Source organism: Mucilaginibacter puniceus (assembly GCF_054783175.1).
Map to the genome: position 1 here is coordinate 856,947 of NZ_BAAGRB010000002.1, position 20,058 is coordinate 877,004.

The 20,058-nt window shown below is 36.9% G+C and carries 18 protein-coding genes; all 18 read left to right on the forward strand.

What is annotated here, in order from left to right:
* Positions 1–125: 125 nt before the first annotated feature.
* Genes asnB through ACYVJ6_RS10855 form a run of 18 tightly spaced genes read left to right on the forward strand, consistent with a single transcriptional unit; the run spans position 126 to position 20,051 of the window.
* Complete coding sequence (asnB, locus tag ACYVJ6_RS10770) at positions 126–1,910, forward strand: asparagine synthase (glutamine-hydrolyzing) (RefSeq protein ID WP_460694068.1); 1,785 nt, start codon at positions 126–128, stop codon at positions 1,908–1,910.
* Positions 1,903–3,030 (forward strand): glycosyltransferase family 4 protein, encoded by a 1,128-nt coding sequence (locus ACYVJ6_RS10775; protein WP_460694069.1) that lies wholly within the window; start codon positions 1,903–1,905, stop codon positions 3,028–3,030. Before asnB ends, ACYVJ6_RS10775 begins: the two co-directional genes overlap by 8 nt.
* The gene (locus tag ACYVJ6_RS10780) at positions 3,014–3,877 is read left to right on the forward strand and encodes an ABC transporter permease (protein ID WP_460694070.1); all 864 of its coding nucleotides are present in this window, start codon (positions 3,014–3,016) and stop codon (positions 3,875–3,877) included. The genes ACYVJ6_RS10775 and ACYVJ6_RS10780 overlap by 17 nt, the downstream gene beginning before the upstream one ends.
* On the forward strand, positions 3,877–5,127 hold the full coding sequence (locus tag ACYVJ6_RS10785) for an ABC transporter ATP-binding protein (protein ID WP_460694071.1): 1,251 nt from the start codon (positions 3,877–3,879) through the stop codon (positions 5,125–5,127). Before ACYVJ6_RS10780 ends, ACYVJ6_RS10785 begins: the two co-directional genes overlap by 1 nt.
* Positions 5,128–5,132: 5 nt before the next feature.
* A complete protein-coding gene (locus ACYVJ6_RS10790; RefSeq protein ID WP_460694072.1) occupies positions 5,133–5,807 on the forward strand; it encodes a class I SAM-dependent methyltransferase in 675 nt (224 codons plus the stop codon).
* Positions 5,800–6,693 carry a glycosyltransferase gene (locus ACYVJ6_RS10795; RefSeq protein WP_460694073.1) on the forward strand — a complete coding sequence of 298 codons (894 nt, stop codon included), beginning with the start codon at positions 5,800–5,802 and terminating at the stop codon, positions 6,691–6,693. The genes ACYVJ6_RS10790 and ACYVJ6_RS10795 overlap by 8 nt, the downstream gene beginning before the upstream one ends.
* Positions 6,680–7,585, forward strand: a complete 906-nt coding sequence (locus ACYVJ6_RS10800) for a class I SAM-dependent methyltransferase (RefSeq protein ID WP_460694074.1) — start codon at positions 6,680–6,682, stop codon at positions 7,583–7,585. Before ACYVJ6_RS10795 ends, ACYVJ6_RS10800 begins: the two co-directional genes overlap by 14 nt.
* Positions 7,586–8,650 (forward strand): glycosyltransferase family 4 protein, encoded by a 1,065-nt coding sequence (locus tag ACYVJ6_RS10805; protein ID WP_460694075.1) that lies wholly within the window; start codon positions 7,586–7,588, stop codon positions 8,648–8,650.
* Complete coding sequence (locus tag ACYVJ6_RS10810; protein ID WP_460694076.1) at positions 8,647–9,519, forward strand: hypothetical protein; 873 nt, start codon at positions 8,647–8,649, stop codon at positions 9,517–9,519. The genes ACYVJ6_RS10805 and ACYVJ6_RS10810 overlap by 4 nt, the downstream gene beginning before the upstream one ends.
* Positions 9,520–10,650, forward strand: coding sequence for a glycosyltransferase family 61 protein (locus ACYVJ6_RS10815; RefSeq protein WP_460694077.1), 1,131 nt, complete (start codon positions 9,520–9,522; stop codon positions 10,648–10,650).
* Positions 10,643–11,617 carry a glycosyltransferase family 2 protein gene (locus ACYVJ6_RS10820; RefSeq protein ID WP_460694078.1) on the forward strand — a complete coding sequence of 325 codons (975 nt, stop codon included), beginning with the start codon at positions 10,643–10,645 and terminating at the stop codon, positions 11,615–11,617. The genes ACYVJ6_RS10815 and ACYVJ6_RS10820 overlap by 8 nt, the downstream gene beginning before the upstream one ends.
* Positions 11,614–12,600, forward strand: a complete 987-nt coding sequence (locus tag ACYVJ6_RS10825) for a glycosyltransferase (protein ID WP_460694079.1) — start codon at positions 11,614–11,616, stop codon at positions 12,598–12,600. The genes ACYVJ6_RS10820 and ACYVJ6_RS10825 overlap by 4 nt, the downstream gene beginning before the upstream one ends.
* A 9-nt stretch (positions 12,601–12,609) precedes the next feature.
* A complete protein-coding gene (locus ACYVJ6_RS10830; protein ID WP_460694080.1) occupies positions 12,610–14,664 on the forward strand; it encodes a glycosyltransferase in 2,055 nt (684 codons plus the stop codon).
* A gap of 5 nt (positions 14,665–14,669) precedes the next feature.
* Positions 14,670–15,893 carry a glycosyltransferase gene (locus ACYVJ6_RS10835; protein WP_460694081.1) on the forward strand — a complete coding sequence of 408 codons (1,224 nt, stop codon included), beginning with the start codon at positions 14,670–14,672 and terminating at the stop codon, positions 15,891–15,893.
* Positions 15,890–17,173 (forward strand): glycosyltransferase, encoded by a 1,284-nt coding sequence (locus ACYVJ6_RS10840; RefSeq protein WP_460694082.1) that lies wholly within the window; start codon positions 15,890–15,892, stop codon positions 17,171–17,173. The genes ACYVJ6_RS10835 and ACYVJ6_RS10840 overlap by 4 nt, the downstream gene beginning before the upstream one ends.
* On the forward strand, positions 17,166–18,056 hold the full coding sequence (locus tag ACYVJ6_RS10845; RefSeq protein ID WP_460694083.1) for an FkbM family methyltransferase: 891 nt from the start codon (positions 17,166–17,168) through the stop codon (positions 18,054–18,056). Before ACYVJ6_RS10840 ends, ACYVJ6_RS10845 begins: the two co-directional genes overlap by 8 nt.
* A gap of 2 nt (positions 18,057–18,058) precedes the next feature.
* Positions 18,059–19,228 carry a glycosyltransferase family 4 protein gene (locus ACYVJ6_RS10850; protein WP_460694084.1) on the forward strand — a complete coding sequence of 390 codons (1,170 nt, stop codon included), beginning with the start codon at positions 18,059–18,061 and terminating at the stop codon, positions 19,226–19,228.
* A complete protein-coding gene (locus ACYVJ6_RS10855; protein WP_460694085.1) occupies positions 19,206–20,051 on the forward strand; it encodes an FkbM family methyltransferase in 846 nt (281 codons plus the stop codon). Before ACYVJ6_RS10850 ends, ACYVJ6_RS10855 begins: the two co-directional genes overlap by 23 nt.
* Positions 20,052–20,058: the final 7 nt, after the last annotated feature.

Here is a 20,058-nt window from a genome sequence, read left to right on the forward strand (position 1 = left end):
ACATTTTTTAGCTTAATTTAATGTAGCACAGTAATAAATCAACAGCAAAAAATTAAGTTGCTGATAAATAATAAGTTACCTAAAATATGTGACTTACGTGGCGAAGCCATGTACAAACACCAACAATGTGTAGAATAGCAGGAATAATTTCACCTGGAACTGACTTTGATCAAATAAAAGCAGTGGTAAATACCATGTGTACTACCTTACAGCATGGCGGTCCTGATGATGAAGGCATATTTTCTGATAGCGAAAAGGGCCTGGTATTTGGGCATCGCCGGCTTTCGTTGATTGATCTGACCTCCAATGGCCATCAACCGATGGCTGATATTCATCAAAAAGCATGGATAACTTTTAATGGCGAAATTTATAATTATCGCGAGTTAAAAGAAGAATTGATAAAACTTGGTACTCAATTTCATTCCCACAGCGATACCGAAGTTATTATACAGGCTTATTTACATTGGGGAACAGCATCATTTGAAAAAATACAGGGCATGTTTGCTTTTGCCTTATTTGATACAACAAAAAACATTACTTACCTGGTTAGGGACAGTAGCGGGATTAAACCACTATACTATCATGTTCAAAACAAACAGCTAAGCTTCGCATCAGAAATAAAAGCCTTAAAACAAGCGGGCATTGCTACTGAAGCTGACGAAAATTGGCGCATACGCTTCTTAGCTTATGGGCACATCCCTGAACCGTATACCACATTAAAGAACGTATTCAGTCTGCCAAAGGGCCATTTTTTAAAGTGGGATAATAAGAATAGCATATGTACAATAAACACCTACTTACAACCGCATAATACCAACCTGGTTTATGGTGCTGACCAGGCGCGGGACTACATACACCAGGCATTAAAGACTGCGGTAAACAGGCAATTAGTGGCCGATGCTCCTTTAGGTGTTTTTTTAAGCGGAGGTATTGATTCGAGCATTATTACACTGTTGGCCAACCAACAGCATAAAAACCTTAAAACGGTATCTATATTTTTTGATGAAAGTGCTTATGATGAAAGCAGTTACCAAAATGCGGTTGCTGCTCAAATACAAGGCGAAAAATTTGCCCACCTGGTAAAACAACACGACTTTAATACATACCTGCCACAAATTATAAATGCGATGGATATGCCAACAACAGATGGCATCAATTCGTGGTTTATCAGTAAGTATGCGCATGAGGATGGTTTAAAGGCTGTACTATCGGGCATTGGAGCCGACGAGTTGTTTGGTGGATATCCGTCGTTTAAACGGATCAAAAATCTTAAATATTTGAGAATGCTGCCGAAGCAATTGCTTGGAGTTACAAGGCATTTTAAAGCTGATAAATACAAAAAGTTATCCTACCTGCAATATGACCACTATCTGGCAGATTATTTATTGCTGCGCGGAATTTTTATACCGGATGATATTGCGAAAATTTTAGATGCAGACATTAACCAGGTAGATGAAGTTTTGTTTAGCGATGGATCATATCCCTCTATAAAAAGTTATGACGAACAATTGGCATCAGACTTTGAAACCAATATGTATATGCAAAACCAACTACTGCGCGATACAGATGTAATGAGTATGAGCCATGGTTTGGAAGTGCGCGTTCCGTTTTTGGATGAAGAATTTATAAAAGTAGTACAAAGTATTTCGCCGCAAATACGGTTTGATAATCATCCGCCCAAAAAATTATTAATAGATAGTTTTAAAGAACTATTGCCAGAAACGGTTTGGAACCGGCCAAAAATGGGATTTTCATTTCCGCTACAGCAATGGATGAAACAACATGCCGATATCAGCAACGAAAACTTATATAATAACAAAACAGCAAAAAGCATTATAACACAATTTAAAAATGGTGGAGTACATTGGTCAAAAGCCTTTATGCTATACCAGTTAAATAAGCATGAGTAAAAATATAATGCTTTTTACGCTGCAAACGTTTAGTACCACAGGTGGCATTCAAAAAATGACCCGCACTTTGGCGCACGCTTTAAACCAGGTAGCTAATCATAACAATTGGAATTTTCAATTATGGAGCGCCTATGACGCCAACACCGATTTGTTGCCACAATACTTACCGGCAAATAAGTTTAAAGGTTTTGCCAGCCGCATTACTTTTACTTTAAAGGCATTTTTAAAGGCCCCCAAATTTGATATAGTGGTTATAAGCCATATCAACATGGCGCTTGTTGGCAGGGCCATAAAAACCATAAATCCCAAATGTAAAATATGGGTGGTGGCCCATGGTATTGAAGTATGGGATGAGTTATCTGCTACTAAAAATTGGTTGCTTAAAAATTGTGATAAAGTAATTTGCGTAAGTAATTTTACTAAACAACAGGTAGTAGCAAAGCACCATATTGATGCTGCCAAGTGTGAGGTGTTAAATAATGCGCTTGATCCGTTCATGAATTTGCCTGTTACTTTTAATAAGCCCCAATATTTGATAGAAAGGTATAACTTAACTGATAATACCCCCCTGTTATTCACATTAACACGCCTTAACGCAGCTGAACAGTATAAAGGCTATGAGCAGGTAATAAAAATTATAGGTAACTTGAAGCAAACTTTTCCGGCTATTAAATATATAATTGCGGGTAAATATGATGAGGGCGAAAAAAATCGCATCAATAAGCTCATAAAAACGTATAATGTTGAACAACAAGTTTTGTTAACCGGCTTTGTTAAGGAAAGTGAATTAGTAGACCATTTTTTAATGACCGATTTGTTTGTGCTACCCAGCAGTAATGAAGGTTTTGGTATTGTATTTATTGAAGCATTGGCTTGTGGCCTACCGGTTGTTTGCGGCAATGTTGATGGCAGTGTTGACGCTATAAAAAATGGGCTATTAGGAACAGCTATAAACCCCAATAACCTGGCAGAACTGGAAAATGCTTTAACCGAAGAATTACAAAAAACGCTTACGGAAACTAAACGCAAAGAATTACAAAGCCAGTGCATAAAATACTTTAACGAGGATAATTATATACAACACCTAAATGACTTACTAATTAATGAGTTTGCCAACTGAAGAATATTGGGATATAGAACTTACACCTAAAAACAACCTTTTCGGCTTGGGGCTAAAGGATGTTTGGCAATACCGCGATTTATTATTTTTACTGGTAAAGCGCGATTTTATATCGTTTTATAAGCAAACCGTTTTGGGGCCAATATGGTTTTTTGTACAGCCTGTTTTTACGGTTGTAATGTATACCATTGTATTTGGTAATTTGGCGGGCATACCAACTGATGATGTTCCGAAACCGCTGTTTTATTTAGCAGGCATTATTATATGGAATTACTTTGCCGATTGCCTGGTTAAAACATCCACCGTATTTAAAGATAACGCGAGTATGCTGGGTAAGGTTTATTTTCCAAGGTTGATAATGCCTTTAAGTATTGTACTGTCTAACCTAATAAGGTTTGGTGTGCAATTTTTACTGTTTTTGGTATTGCTGGCCTATTATTCATTTAAAGGATCGGTAATAGTACCTAATGCCGCGTTGCTACTTTTCCCTGTACTTATAATTTTGGTTGCCGCGCAAGGCCTGGGAATAGGCATGATCATATCCTCTATCACCACCAAATACCGCGACCTTGCCTTTGTGGTTAGTTTCGGTGTGCCGCTGCTAATGTATGCGGCACCTGTTATTTACCCCCTATCTATAGCCGAATTAAAATACCCGGCATACAGCTGGCTCATTAAATTTAACCCAATAACCGCTGTAATTGAAACTTTTAGGTATGGTTTTTTAGGTAAAGGTGAGTTTAGCTGGCTTTTAATTGGTTATAGTTTTATAATAACTGCAGTTACTCTTTTAGTTGGCGCGGTAGTTTTTAATAAAGTTGAAAAATCTTTTGTAGATACGGTATAATGGCTAAAGTTATTAAAGCAGAAAATCTTTCAAAAGCCTATCAACTGGGCAACTACGGCACGGGTACCATATCGCGCGATCTGGAACGTATGTGGGCACGCATGTGGGGCAAAGAAGATCCTTTTTTAAAGATAGGTGAGGTAAATAACCGGGTTACCAAAGGCGAAAGCGATATAGTATGGAGTTTAAAAGACATCAATTTTGAAATTGAACAAGGAGATGCAGTAGGTATTATTGGAAGCAATGGCGCGGGTAAAAGTACATTGTTAAAAATTTTAAGCCGTGTAACCTCCCCTACTACCGGCTCTGTTAAAGTTAAAGGGCGCATTGCCAGTTTATTGGAAGTAGGAACCGGTTTTCACCCGGAATTAAGTGGCCGGGAAAACATTTATTTAAACGGAGCCATATTAGGTATGCGCAAGGCCGAAATAAAAAGCAAGTTTGATGAAATAGTAGATTTTGCCGGCGTTGAAAGATACATTGATACACCGGTTAAACGCTACTCGTCAGGCATGTACGTTAGGTTGGCATTTGCAGTGGCTGCCCACCTTGAATCAGAGATATTGATCATTGATGAGGTTTTGGCAGTAGGCGACGCAGAATTTCAAAAAAAATGTCTGGGTAAAATGGGCGAAATAAGTAAGGGAGAAGGCAGAACCGTATTGTTTGTTAGCCACAATATGGATTCTATACGATCGCTTTGTAATACAGGAATAATATTAAAAAATGGTTTGTTAGATTTTAACGGAGACATCCATAACGCTATTTCACGGTACATGGAGATCAACAAAAACGAAACCATGCTACAAAGGATTTCACATCGTCAACTTAACCCCCTGGTATCTGTCGAATTGTTTGAAATTGATAAACCCCAAATAACAACACATGATGACCTGAATTTTACTTTAAAAATAAATAGCAGGGAAATAAATCATACAAACGCTGTGGCTTTATTTATTTACAATCAATTTGAACAAAAAGTAGCGTTTTTTGACCTGCGTAGTAATACACTTACTGCAAATTCAGATATACAAACACATATTGAAATTACTGGGACCCTTAAATCATTACCATTATTACCGGGTAAATATAAGTTGGGCCTGCACATCCAATCAAACTTGTTATATGAAGACTTTTTTGATCTCCTTCAGTTTGAAGTAATCCAGAAAGAGTTGTTAAATAATAACATTGCATACCCATTGCATGTACGCGGGATGTGTGACATTGATTATGATTTTGAAATAAAATAATCATCATGAGTTACAACGAACTTTACCAGGATAAAAATCAATCGTATTACGTAAACGAGCGCAAGGAACTATTGGAATTTGTACCACCCCATATTACCAGCGCTTTGGATATTGGTTGCGGCGCAGGAAACTTTGGCCGGATATTAAAAACCAGGTTTAACGCAGAAGTATGGGGCATTGAGCCGGATAAAAAATCGGCAGCTATAGCCGAAGGTGTACTTGATAAGATAATAAACGATGTTTTTGATGATGAATCATTAAAAAAGTTAGATAGAAAATTTGACGTGATTTTTTTTAACGATGTACTGGAGCATGTACCCGACCCTGATTGGGCACTGCGTAAGTGCCATCAATTATTAAACCCCGGCGGTGTAATAGTTGCCTCATTACCTAATATGCGCTTTTATACCGTTATAAATGAGCTGCTATTTGAACAGGATTTTAAATACCAGGATTCTGGCATAATGGATAAAACTCATCTTAGATTTTTTACTAAAAAAAGCATGATCAGGCTTTTTAATGAAAATGGGTATACCATCAAATCAATTGAAGGTATAAACCAATACCCTGTACAAGGTAAAAAAATGAAGTTTTTGAGCTGGTTTTTAAAAAAATGGCTTACTGATATTACCTTTTTACAATATGCTATTGTAGCCTACCCTGACTCATATAATGCATAAATTGGCCATCGTTATTCCATTTTATAAGTTAACCTTTTTTGAGGTTGCGTTAAATTCAATAGCCAACCAAACCAATAAAAATTTCAAGGTATATGTTGCTGACGATGGAAGCACAGAAAATGTTAAACCTTTAATTGATCAGTTTAAATCAAAAATTGAGTTGGAATATGTTCGTTTTGATACCAATTTGGGTAAAACCGATTTGGTTGCGCATTGGAACCGTAGTGTAAAACTGGCCGATGAAGAATGGATATGGTTATTTTCAGACGATGATGTGATGAGCGAAGGTTGTGTGCAGGCGTTTTATGATGCACTTAACAAAACCGGATCACAACATGATATTTACCGCTTTAATATTGAAATGATAAATAACTCAGGTAAAGTAATTTTGGTTAAAGACACACATCCCCGGTTAGAAACAGGATATGATTTTTTATTGCGAAGGTTGCATTCCAAATCATTAAGCGCTGCGGTTGAATACATATTTAAAAAGGAAGTATTTGAAAAAAACAACGGCTTTGTAAACTTCCCTTTGGCATTTTGCTCAGATGATGCCTCATGGATAACGTTTACCAACAATAAACCTATATATACCATACCCGGATCAAAAGTTTATTGGAGGTCAAGCGCTATCAACATAAGCTCAAAAAGTGGTTTACAAAAACAAAAAACAGAAGCATTATTAGCCTATTGTTTATGGGTGAAAAATAAATTTGGCGACAATATTCTTAACGATTTGGAAATTTGGTTTTTTGAAACCTTGAGGTATATATACGGTAAACTAACTTTAATTGAAAAATATCAAACAGCTAAAACGCTTTCGGTAATTTTTAACAGGAGTAGATTATTATACTTAAAGAAGTTGTTTTTTTATGTCGGAATTTAGTAACGACGAATTAATTATACGTTATGCTAACAACTATAATTTAAATGCTGATGAGGTAACCTTTGCTATGATACAAAAGCATTGGGAACTAGAAAAATTATTAACCAAACAGTTACTCGAATCGACTCCCCAAAACAGGCAAGCTACATTTTATAACGCCTACAATACTTTATATAATGAGTTACCGTGGCTGGCGAAGTCGGGCAGTAATGTGAATCATGCAGCATCCGAAAAAGTTTATGCCAGGAGATGGCTACCGCTTTTAAAAGAAATAAAAGGAAAAAGAATTTATGAGGTAGGTTCGGGCAATGGTAGTTTAATTAGCTTTTTGGCAACAAAAGGGGCTATTTGTACCGGTACTGAAATATCGGAAGGCAGACCTGATAAGCATGCCCAGCCAAACTTAGTATGGCACAGTACCGATGGTGTTAACCTGGTTAATTATGAAGCTATGGAAAGTTATGATATCGTAATTTCAGACCAGGTAATTGAACACTTACATCCGGATGATATTGACTTACATTTTAAAAACGTATTTGAAATATTAAAACCCGGCGGTAAGTATATATTTTACACCCCCCATTATTACCTGGGCCCCGGCGACGTTTCACTGGTTTTTGGAAAAACCCAGGCAGAGGGTATGCACTTAAAAGAATATAAATACCATGAAGTGTATTCCTTACTAAAATCAGCTGGGTTTAATAAAATTGATATTCCCGTGAGCCTGGATAAAAACATGCAGGTATTATCGTCTTTAAATGCCAGTTTGTTTTTAATGCTCGAAAAAAGTTTAATGCTTTTTAAAAGTATTAGCATGCGTAAACGTATTTATCACCGGTTGATCAAACCATTTAATATTACAAACGAAATTGTAATAATAGCTCAAAAATAAATGACCCAAATATTAGCCTTACGTGAAAAATTTGATCACATGAGCCAGTACAGTGGTTATGATGTATTGTACCGTTATTTACCCGGTGATATACAGGTTGACAATGTGTTTTGCAACTTCAAAAAAATGTACCCACGCGGCATAGGCCGTTTGCTTTCTACTTCGTCCAAACTTATTAGCAAATCATCATTTTATAATGCGCAATCTGTAGAAAGTGAACTAAAGCTATTATACAAATCAGCTCAAAAACGGTATAACCTTATTCATTACAGTTATGGCGAGCCCTATTATGCTATAGGAAGTATTGCAAAAAAAATCACCAAACCTGTTGTAGTAACCAATCACCAGCCAACAACCTGGTGGGATAGCCATAAAGAACTATTTAAAAGATATAATAGCGCCCACACGGTTATCGCTTTATCAGAACATGATAGAGATTATTTTAATTCTTTTATTCCAAACAAGGCTGTATGTATACCTCATGGTGTAGATACGTTTTTTTACAAACCATCGCCGGATGATAAACAAAAAAGTGCCGATATATTTAAAGTAATATTTTCCGGCCGATATTTGCGGGATATGGAAACCCTGGCCCGGGTAATCAAAAACCTATCTTCATCATCCATTGCCTTTGAGTTTGATATTGTATATTTTGATAAAGCACTGGTTATTGAGCCATACCTAATTGATATTATGCAATTACCCAATGTTAATTGGTATTCAAATGTTTCGGACCATGACTTATTAACTTTATACCAGGAAGCAGACTGCTGCCTGGTACCTTTACTGGATTGTACTGCTAATAACGCCATTTTAGAAGCCATAGCTTGCGGTTTGCCAATAGTATCAACAGACCTTCCGTCGATAAAAACCTATTTAGATAGTTCTATCTCCATACTTGGGCGTAAAGGCAATGCTGATGATTTATGCGATGCCTTACTTGAACTTCAAAAAAACGTTGAAAAAAGAAAATTAATGGCTACAAATGCCCGAAATAAGGCTGTTAATGAATTAAGCTGGGATATAGTGGCTGATAAAACCGCCCGGCTGTTCAGATCAATATGAAACAAAAAAATTTGATCCTTACTATAATGCATGGGTATGATTATCCGTTTGTTGAGCCTTTTATAAATTCATTAAACAACACAGGTTATACCGATGACCTTGTCATCTTTACATCAAACAATATATCTAAAACAACCAAAAAAAAACTTATACAGCAAGGCGCAATACTAATTGAATTTAGCTCGGTTTATCCTTTTATAAAAAACTATGCTAAAAGTTTTGAAGATATTGACCCGGCTATCACCATCAATAATTATCGTTTTATTTTATTCCTTCATTTTTTAAAAGAAACCCAGGCAAATTATAAAAACATAATGCTGACAGATATTAGAGATGTGATATTTCAAAAACTTCCGTTTAATGGCCTTGATGAAAAGATATATTTGTTTTTGGAAGACCAGTCGCAAACTTTTAAAAATTCTGAATTAAATTTCAATTGGCTTTCCCAAGCTGGGGGAAAAGAATTTGCAAACTCCGTATTAAATGAAGTGGTTAGTTGTGCAGGTGTAGTTATTGGTGGCACATCCCATATGATAAAGTACCTGGAGTTTATAAAAAACAACCTGAAGTTTAGAGAGAAACCTGATTGGGGGCTTGATCAAGGCATACATAACTTTTATGCCTATCATGATAAGCCTGAAAATCTCAAGCTAATACCAAACAACACACCTATGGTTTTAACGCTGGGGGCATGCAACACCTACAACCTTAACCAAGCCGGATTGTTAACCAACACAGAGGGCCACGTCTACCCGATTATACACCAATATGATCGCATTGAAGAGCTTTTTATGTACTTCAAAAAAAAATATATTGGTAATAGGGTTACACAAATATTGAAAAGATTATTTTACAAGCTTTTGCCTTAATTGAGTATCAAATCATTTTTTAAAGAACTATTTATACGATTTTTTAAAAAATCGGGCTATTACTATACCTGGTCTCAAGTGCCTGAAAGGGCTGTAAATTATGGTGAATTACCTTCTGGTATAGACACTTTATATTCATCATATAGCGCGGAAATTAAACGAGCAAAACCTGTAACCTGGAATGGGTTAATTGACCATAAATTTAATAAGGCTTTATTAGCAGCTCCGTTCCATAACTTTGTAATACAGGCAAAAAACTGGAGAGTTTGGGGGAACCAGGGTGCTGTAATAACAAACAATAATTATTTGTTTAAAGATGTTTCAAGAGAGTTTGATAATAAGCAACACTCCATATTTAAACAAATTAAACTTAAACCTATAACAAACATCCATAAAACTACCGCAATCCTATCTGCATCGGGCAGCAACGTTTATTATCATTGGATGTTTGACGTTTTACCACGTATAAACTTATTGAAGCAAAGCGGAGTATTTGATAGTATTGATCAATTTATAATTGATTACACAGATATACCGTTTCAAACAGAAACACTGGCAATTGCGGGGATACCACTCGCAAAAATAGTCAGGTCAAATAACCATTGGAATTTCCATATCAGGGCTGATGAGTTGGTAATACCCTCATTAGTTTCGCCGAATGACGTGCCGGGTAAAGAAGCTTGCTTATACTTAAGATCGCTTTTTGCTAAAGAAATTGCTACTGGTAGTAGCCTTAAAAAAATTTACATACAACGGCTATCGGGCAGGACCATCATTAACGAAACGGAAATATTAAAAATATTGGAGCCTTTAAATTTTGAGATAGTGCATCCCGAAAAACTCACAGTAAAACAACAGGCTAAGCTTTTTGCAGGTGCTGATTTTATTATAGGGCCTCATGGTGCAGGGTTTACAAATATTGCTTTTTGTAAGCCCGGGACACGGGTTATAGATATGTTTGCACCCGAATGGATAAATCCCTGCTATTGGATATTAGCAGAAAACTTAAATTTAAGGTATGGTTATATAATTGGAGAGAACCAGGAAGCCATAACAACCGAAAACAAGGGCGCGGATATTAATATTGATATTGAAAAATTAAAAATATTGCTTAACAAAATAAATGAGTGATCCATTAGTTTCAATAATTATTCCCGTATACAATGCAGCTAAATACCTTAATGCAACTATACAATGTGCTATTGATCAAACATGGAGCAATAAAGAAATTATAATTGTTGATGATGGATCGACAGATAATTCTTTAACCATTGCCAAACAGTACGAAAGCCACCCAGCGGTAAGTCTTTTTACTCAAAAAAATAAAGGTTCGGGCGCGACAAGAAACAAAGGCCTTGCAGAAGCAAAGGGAGAGTATATTCAGTTTTTAGATGCCGATGATCTTTTAAGCGCTAATAAAATTGAAAGTCAGTTAAAATTATTAATACCCAACCCGGGTAAAATAGCTGTTTGCAGTACGGTGCATTTTTTTGAAAAAGAAAATCCATATACGCTAACCCCTTCTGCTTACGAAGATTCATTTTTATATGAAACTAATGATCCTGTTGAATTTTTAATAAACCTTTACGGCGGCAATAATAACCGCGCATCCATGATTCAAACCAATACATGGTTGGTTCCTGCAGATATAATACATAAAGCCGGAAAATGGTCTGAGTTTTATTCTCCCGATGACGATGGCGAGTTTTTTTGCAGGGTAGTGTTAGCCTGCAACGGCATAGTATACGCCAAAGATTGCTTTAATTATTACCGCAAATACCATGCAAACAACAATTTGGCGTCAATGAAAACAAAAGCGGCAATTGAAGGGAAATACAGATCGCTTTTATTAAAAAGACAATACTTATTAAACGCTTCAAATAGCATTACAACAAAAAAAGCAATAGCTAATAGCGCTATAAGTTTGGCTATTGAAAGTTACCTGATTAACAATACCATTACGTCTGATTTACTTCAAATTGTGAAAGATTCGGGAGGTACTGATTATGTCCCGGTTATGGGCGGAAACCTTATAGAATTTATTAAAAAAACATTTGGCTGGAAAACCGCTAAAAAATTGCAGGCCATAGTAAGATGATAGCGAAGCCCTTAAATATATTTTATGCCGAACCCGATCCGGACCGCTGGTTCAAATATGATCGTTATCCACGCAGAATAATACGACGTATAATAAGGGGGAAACAAAAACCGGGCGGAGTAATGATGGTGGCAATTTACCTGATGCGCGGTTTAGATAAGTTAGGCATCCCCTATAGGTTTAATGACTATAAGTATATTAAAAACCATCCCGGTGAAATAGCTTGTATAATTGGCAAACCCCATTTGCTGTTTGATAAAAAATGGGCAAATCCTATTATTTTGGGTGCAGGCATTTACTCGCACCCGATAGAATGCCCTGACATTTTTGAACGCTACCCTAATTTAAAATGCCTATTGGTGCCAGGGGAATGGATGAGGGATATGTTTGAACCTTACTATGGTAATAAAGTTTTAGCGTGGCCCGTTGGTATTGATACCGATAATTGGCAGCCTGCAGATGATGATAAACCATTTGATTTTTTGATATATGATAAGGTACGATGGGAACATGAAAAGCACGAGGACGAGTTGATTAACCCAATTATTGAAACACTTAACACCGGCGGCATAACTTACCACACCATCAGGTACGGACAATATAAACCAAGTGACTTAAAAGATAAGCTAAGCCAATCAAAAGCAGTGATTTTTTTGTGCGAGCATGAAACACAGGGTATAGCCTATCAGCAAATACTGTCTACCAATACTCCTATTTTTGCCTGGGATAGGGGCGGTTACTGGCAGGACCCATATTATTACCCCGAAAAGGTAAAATACCAACCCGTAAGTTCTGTGCCATATTGGGACAACCGTTGTGGTATGAAGTTTACCGATATTAGCCAATTTAAAACCAACTTAACCGGCTTTTTGATCAATAGAGATAGTTTTAAGCCCCGGGATTATATACTGGAAAATTTAACATTGGAGATATGCGCGCAAAAATATGTTGATATATACCTAAAAGTTGACAAAGAACTTTAATAACAGCCAATGAGAATACTTCTACTAATGGACCCGTTTATACCAATTCCGCCTGAAAATTATGGTGGTATTGAACGTATTGTATATGACTTGGCTAATGAATATGTAAAGAACGGCCACCGGGTAACTATAGTAGCAGGACCAAATTCAAAATCGCCCGACCGTTTAATAACCTACGGAAAAAACGGGCCACTAAATCCAAATTTAAACTTTAAAAACCTTTGGCTGGTTTATAATATCCTAAAAACGGAGATCCCAAATCACGATGTGATCCATAATTTTGGCCGCCTGGCTTTTTTGGTTCCGTTTTTTTGGAATAAGATACCTAAAGTACAATCTTACTTACGCGAAGTAAGCCGCTCAAATATTATAAATGCTGATTTGTTAAGCCCAGTTAACTTAATTTATACCGCTGTATCTAACGCTATTAAAAAAACGGGCGAAACCGCTAAAAGCCGTTGGGAAACCGTATATAATTGCGCCCCTATAGATCAGTTTACTTATAAAGCAGACACCCCAGCCGATAGCTATTTATGTTTTGTTGGAAGATTTGAGCGTGTTAAAGGTTTACATAACGCTATTAAAGTAGCCAAACTAACTAATAAACAATTAATAATAGCAGGCTTTATATCGCATATCCAGCATGAAAAGCGGTATTATGAAAAAGAGATAAAGCCATACATTGATGGTAAACAAATAAAATGGATAGGTGAAGTTAACAATGCGCAAAGAAATGAGCTTTACCGTGGCGCAAGCGCTTTACTTACCCCTGTAGAATGGGTTGAACCTTTCCCGGTTATTATACCTGAATCATATGCCTGTGGCACGCCTGTGCTGGGTTTTAACCTGGGCGGTATACCCGAGGGTATAGATCATGGCGTAACCGGTTACATCAGTTCAACAGTAAAAGAAATGGCCGGGCAGGTACTAAAAATAGATAAGCTAAGCCGGGCTGCCTGCCGGGCCAAAGCCGAAAGAGAGTACAGTGCAGAAAAAATAGCTAATGACTATTTTAAATTATATCAGCCTAAAACAGCTTTATCCAGCTCTTTAAAAATATTATTAATAATGGATCCGGGTATTGCGGTACCGCCGCAATTTTATGGTGGTATTGAGCGTATAGTTTATATGCTGGCCAATGAGTATATTAAAAATGGGCATCGGGTTACTTTACTGGCCGGCCCCGGATCATACTGCGACGGAACAACGGTTATTTTTGGCAAAACCAATAACAAACCTTCAGAACTTGAATGGTATCAAAATATATTATCTGTTTGGAAATATTTAAAAAGGTATAAAAACCAATTTGATATGATCCACAATTTTGGAAGGTTACTTTACCTGCTTCCGGTTTTGAACCACCCTTCAAAAAAAATAATGAGTTACCAAAGGCTCATTTCTGCAGACGGGATACGTTTCACCAATGCCCTCCCTAATAAAAATTTAACATTTACCGCCTGTAGTGATAATTGCGCGGCTTCAGGTAATGTAGCCGGCGAATGGCGAACAGTTTATAACTGTGTTGACTTTAGTAAATATGATTTTAACAACGATGTAGATAGTAATTCGCCTTTTATGTTTTTAGGGAGATTAGATAAGATAAAAGGGTTACACACTGCCATTGCTGCAGTTTTAAAAACAAACAATAAACTCATAATTGGCGGTAACATTCCCACAACAGACGATAATTATCAATATTATAAAAATGAGATAGAACCCTTATTTGATAATGAGCAAATAGTGTATTTGGGGGCATTAAATGACGAAGAAAAAAATCGTTATTTACGCCAATCAAAAGCGCTATTATTCCCAATTGAGTGGGAAGAGCCCTTTGGTATTGTGATGGTTGAGGCAATGGCCTGTGGCACACCCGTTATTGGTTTTAAAAGAGGCGCAGTGCCGGAGGTTGTCGACGAAGGTATTACCGGCAACATAGTTACTGATATTGATGGGATGATTAACGCTATAAATAATATTGAAAAAATTGATCGCTTAAAGTGCAGGGAACAAGCTGAGAAAAGATTTAATGTAGCTAAGATTGCAAACGATTATTTAAGTATTTAAATATAATGCCTCATAAAATCCTGCTTATTACTTCGGGTCAACCTTCACTAAACCCACGTTTGGTAAAAGAAGCTGATGCATTAGCCAATGCAAATTATGAGGTAACTGTATTGTATGCTTACTGGAATGATTGGGGAACAAAATTTGACGAGGAGCAATTACCTGATAAAAAATGGAAAGCCATACGGGTGGGTGGCGACCCGGTACAAAAACCTTCAATTTTTTTGTTAAGCCGCATTTTACATAAGGCTGCAAAATCACTTTATAAATCAACAGGCATCCAATTTTTAGCAGAACCGGCGGCAACGCGTAGCACTTACTTTTTGATACAGGAGGCTAAAAACCATAAAGCCGACCTCTACATCGGGCATAACCTTGGGGCCTTACCCGCTGCAGTAATAGCGGCCAAAAAACACAAAGCAAAATGCGGGTTTGATGCCGAAGATTTTCACCGGCAAGAGGTTAGTGATGATGTAAATTCACTCCACTATAAACTCACAAAGTACATTGAGGATAAATACTTAATTCAAACAGATTATATAACCGCTTCGAGTCCGTTAATTACTTCTGAATATAAACTACTATACCCTAATACCAATATTGCTACCATACTTAACGTTTTCCCTAAAAGCACCGATGTTGATGTAAAAAGCACTAACAAAAAAGGCCCGGTAAAATTAATTTGGTTTTCGCAAACTGTTGGCAAAAAACGCGGCATAGAAAATATTATTAAGGCTTTACAATTATTAAATAAAAGCTTTGAATTACACTTGCTAGGCAACGCCAGCGACACCATAAAAACCGAATTTGTTGATTTAGCTCAAAACACAGCTAAGTCGCTATTTTTTCATCCGCCAATAGCCCCTGATAAACTGGTTGAATTTATAAGCCAATTTGATATTGGCCTGGCTTGCGAAACCGGCTTTAGCTTAAATAATACCATGGCTTTAAGCAATAAAATATTTACTTATTTACAAGCAGGGTTAGCTATTTTATCCAGCGACATCCCCTCACAAAAACAACTTGTTGAACAAAACCCCGGCATAGGCAGCGTTTACGAAAACAACAATATTGATTCATTGATCAGTATTTTATCCGAATACGAAGCAAATAGGGAAATGCTTATTCATAAACGTCAAGCCGCATTAAAACTGGGACAGGAAAAATATAACTGGGAAAACGAAAGCCGGGTTTTCTTAAATATCGTCAACAAAACCTTAAATAATTGAAAAAAAAAGCCCTGATCATTTCGCCGTACTTTCCGCCGTCAAACGGGGCGGATATGCAACGCGTGAGGATGAGCCTGCCTTATTTTAATGATTATGGCTGGGAAGTTGAAATAGTAACCGTTGATGAAAGATATTCAGATCTGGCAAAAGATGAGCTTTTAATGCAAAGTGTACCCTCAACCATAAAAATACACAAAGTTGAAGCGCTTAATAAAAGCTGGACAGCAAAAGTAGGTTTAGGTAGTATAGCGCTAAGATCATTATGGTATTACCGCAAAAAGGTAAATGAATTATTAAAAACTGGCAGCTTTGACCTGGTATATTTTTCAACCACACAATTCCCGGTTTGCATTTTAGGAGCATATTGGAAAGCTAAATTTAAAGTTCCATACGTGATTGATATACAAGACCCCTGGCATACCGATTACTACAAAGACAAACCCAGGCACCAGCAACCCAATAAATACTGGCTATCATACCCGCTAAATAAATTTTTAGAGTCAATCGCTATGAAAAAAGTTGATGGCTTAATAAGTGTATCAGATAGCTATGTACATGATCTTAAAAAAAGATATCCTGCACTAAAAAATATACCCGCCGCTACTATAACCTTTGGCGCATTTGAGCCCGATATGAAAATTGCTACGGACAACCAAAGCAAATTCATACAGTTGCTTAACCCGGCCTTTAAAAATATAGTATATATAGGTCGCGGAGGGGCTGATATGCATAAGGCCATAACACCACTTTTTGAAGTTTTAGCTGCCGGTATAAAAAACCATCCAGCAGTATATAACCAGGTGAAAATATATTTTATTGGTACAAGTTATGCCGCCCAGGGGCAAGGTATACCAACAATACTTCCCCTGGCAAAACAATACAATTTGGAGAATAACGTTGTGGAAATAACCGACAGGATAAGCTATTACCATACGCTGTCAACTTTGCTCAAAGCTGATGGATTGTTTATTCCCGGTTCGGATGATCCTGCGTATACCGCGTCAAAAATTTATCCTTATCTGCTTACCAATAAACCCATGCTTACCCTGTTTAACTCGTTAAGCCCGGCAATAAATGTTCTGCAGGAGTATGGTGTTGCGCACAGCTACAGCTATGATAAAACAGAGGATCTTGGATCGAAAATAGATACCTATTTAAAAGAGGTTGTTGATGGTGGCAAGAATACTATAGCTTACCATCCCGATGCGGTAAAAAAATATGATGCTCAAAATATGACGTTACAGCAATGCAACCTATTTAATAGAGTAATTAATGAATAAAATTAAGCGGACATTCGGTTTTATCCTTTCGCACCCTTTAGGCAAAAGGCACCCGTTAAAAAGTTTGTTTCGCTTTATAGTTTGGCAGTTACAAAGTTCGTTATCGCCGTCAAAGTTAATTATCAAGCCATTTGTTGGGCAGGTAAAATTTTATGCAAAAAAAGGTTTGACAGGTATTACCGGTAATATTTATACGGGGTTACATGAATTTGGCGACATGGGTTTCTTAATTCATTTTTTACGTCCGGAGGATATCTTTTTTGATGTCGGAGCTAATGTAGGCTCCTATACGCTGCTGGCATCGGGTGCTTGCAAAGCTAAAAGTATAGCTATTGAACCTGTAAAAACAGCTTTTAATATACTACAGCAAAACATCACTTTAAATAACCTGCAACACAGTGTAAAGTTGTTAAACAGCGGCGCGGGCGCAATTATTGGAGCCCTCGCATTTTCATCAGCCGAGGATACTACAAATCATGTGTTAGCAGATGATGAAATAGCTGATAACATCAGCATTATCCCAATAATAACTATTGATTCTTTATTGACAGATGGTACACCATCGTTAATAAAAATAGATGTAGAGGGATATGAAACAGAAGTGTTAAAGGGCATGGCAACAACATTAAAATCCCCGTCACTTAAAGCTATAATCATTGAATTAAACGGTAGCGGCGAAAGGTATGGATTTGATGAGCAGGCTATTCATCAGTTATTAATAGAGAATAATTTTGAGCCATACAGCTATGATCCGTTTACCCGTTCATTAACTTTACTGGCTGTTCACGGTAATTACAATACCATATATTGCCGCGATATAGATTTTATTAATGATCGTTTAAAAAATGCACCCGGCATAAAATTAATGGGCGAAATTATTTAGGTATGTTAAAACTGGCTATTATTACCACCCATCCTATTCAATATTATGCCCCCATATTTAAGCTGTTGCATGAGCGCCAAAAAATTGAGATCAAGGTTTTTTATACCTGGGGGAAAAGTGCCCAAAACAAATACGACCCTGGTTTTGATAAGCATATAGCCTGGGATATCCCTTTATTAGATGCTTATCCGTTTGATTGGGCAGAAAACAAGGCACGCAATCCGGGTTCGCATCATTTTAATGGCATCATCACTCCAAGGCTAATTAAGGAGGTTAAAAGCTATAACCCCAATGCGGTGTTGGTTATTGGCTGGGCCTATCATAGTCATTTAAAGGTTATACGATATTTTAAAAATAAAGTACCGGTATATTTTAGAGGCGACTCTACCCTGCTGGATGAAAAACATTCATTAAAGTCCGTTTTAAAAAGCTTTTTTTTGAAATGGGTGTATAGCCATATTGACCATGCATTTTACAATGGAATAAACAATAAAGCCTATTTTAAAAAATATGGGTTAAAAGATGCCCAATTGAGCTTTGCCCCACACGCAGTTGACAATGAAAGATTCTCATCGCCAAGAACTGAAGAGGTGGAACAACTGAAACAAAAATTACATATACCACCAACAGCTACGGTTATTCTTTTTGCAGGTAAACTGGAAGAGAAAAAAAATCCGGAATTACTATTAGATGCCTTTTTAAGTGTAAATGATACCAACCTCCATTTGATATTTACGGGAAATGGCCAATTAGAAAGCACTTTAAAAACCAGGGCCAGTGGATATCAAAACATCCATTTTATTGACTTTCAAAACCAAAGTTATATGCCGGTAATATACCAGGCGTGTGATTTGTTTTGCTTGCCATCAAAAGGTCCGGGCGAAAGCTGGGGGTTGGCAGTTAACGAGGCCATGGCTTGCGGAAAAGCGATACTGGTATCAGATAAATGCGGATGTGCTGTTGATTTAGTACAGGATAACAAAAATGGAGCTATATTTAAAAGTGAAAACCTGGGTGATTTGATTATCCATTTAAAACAGTTAACAAAGACCAAAAATACTTTAGCCGCGTACGGAAATTACTCCTCTATTATAATTCAGCCCTGGAGCTTTTTGAATGTAGCAAAGGCAATTGAAAATACACTATTACATGAAGCGGAAAGACCAAATTAAGTTAAACTTTACCCGAAACTGGAGCCTACCCGGAAAGGAGCGACTTGCCAATTGGTTTACGCCATCAATTACACTTAAAACCAACCTCAAAGACGGTATTGTTTGGTTAAATAAAGAAGATATAGCTATTTATACTACTGCCGATAATTATATTGAATGGAGTATTTTAAGTACCGGAACCTATGAGGACGAGATTGGCAAACTCATCAAAATATCCTTAAATGAGGGAGATACTGCAATTGATATTGGGGGCAACATAGGTTTACAAAGTTTGCGCATGTCATTGTGCGTTGGCGCCGCCGGAAAGGTTTTTGCATTTGAGCCGCTTAACTACCTGCAGGAAAAGTTCAAAAAAAATATGGCGTTAAATAAGGCTAACAATGTCACTTTGTTTCCCTTTGCATTATCTGACCAACAAAATGAGCTTGACCTAATCATTAATAAACACCAATGGAACCAGGGAGCATTTAGTTTAAGCAAAAAAGAAACTGGTAATGATAAGCAACGTGTTATTGTAAAGGTTGCTGACGATATGCCTGAAATAGAGTTATTAACTAACGTAGCATTAATAAAAATTGATGTAGAAGGCTTTGAATTTCATGTTTTAAAGGGATTAAAGCAAACTTTGCAAAAACACCAACCACGTATAATTTTTGAATATGATAGTAATTACTGGGGAGATACGGGACAAAGTATGGTTGATTGTTATAAATTTTTACATTCGCTTAATTACTCGCTTTACCAAATTAGTATGGTAGGTTGCGAACTAATAACCGCTCCTGATAATATTGAAAGTGGCAACCTGCTTTGCATTGCTAATTAAACTCTAT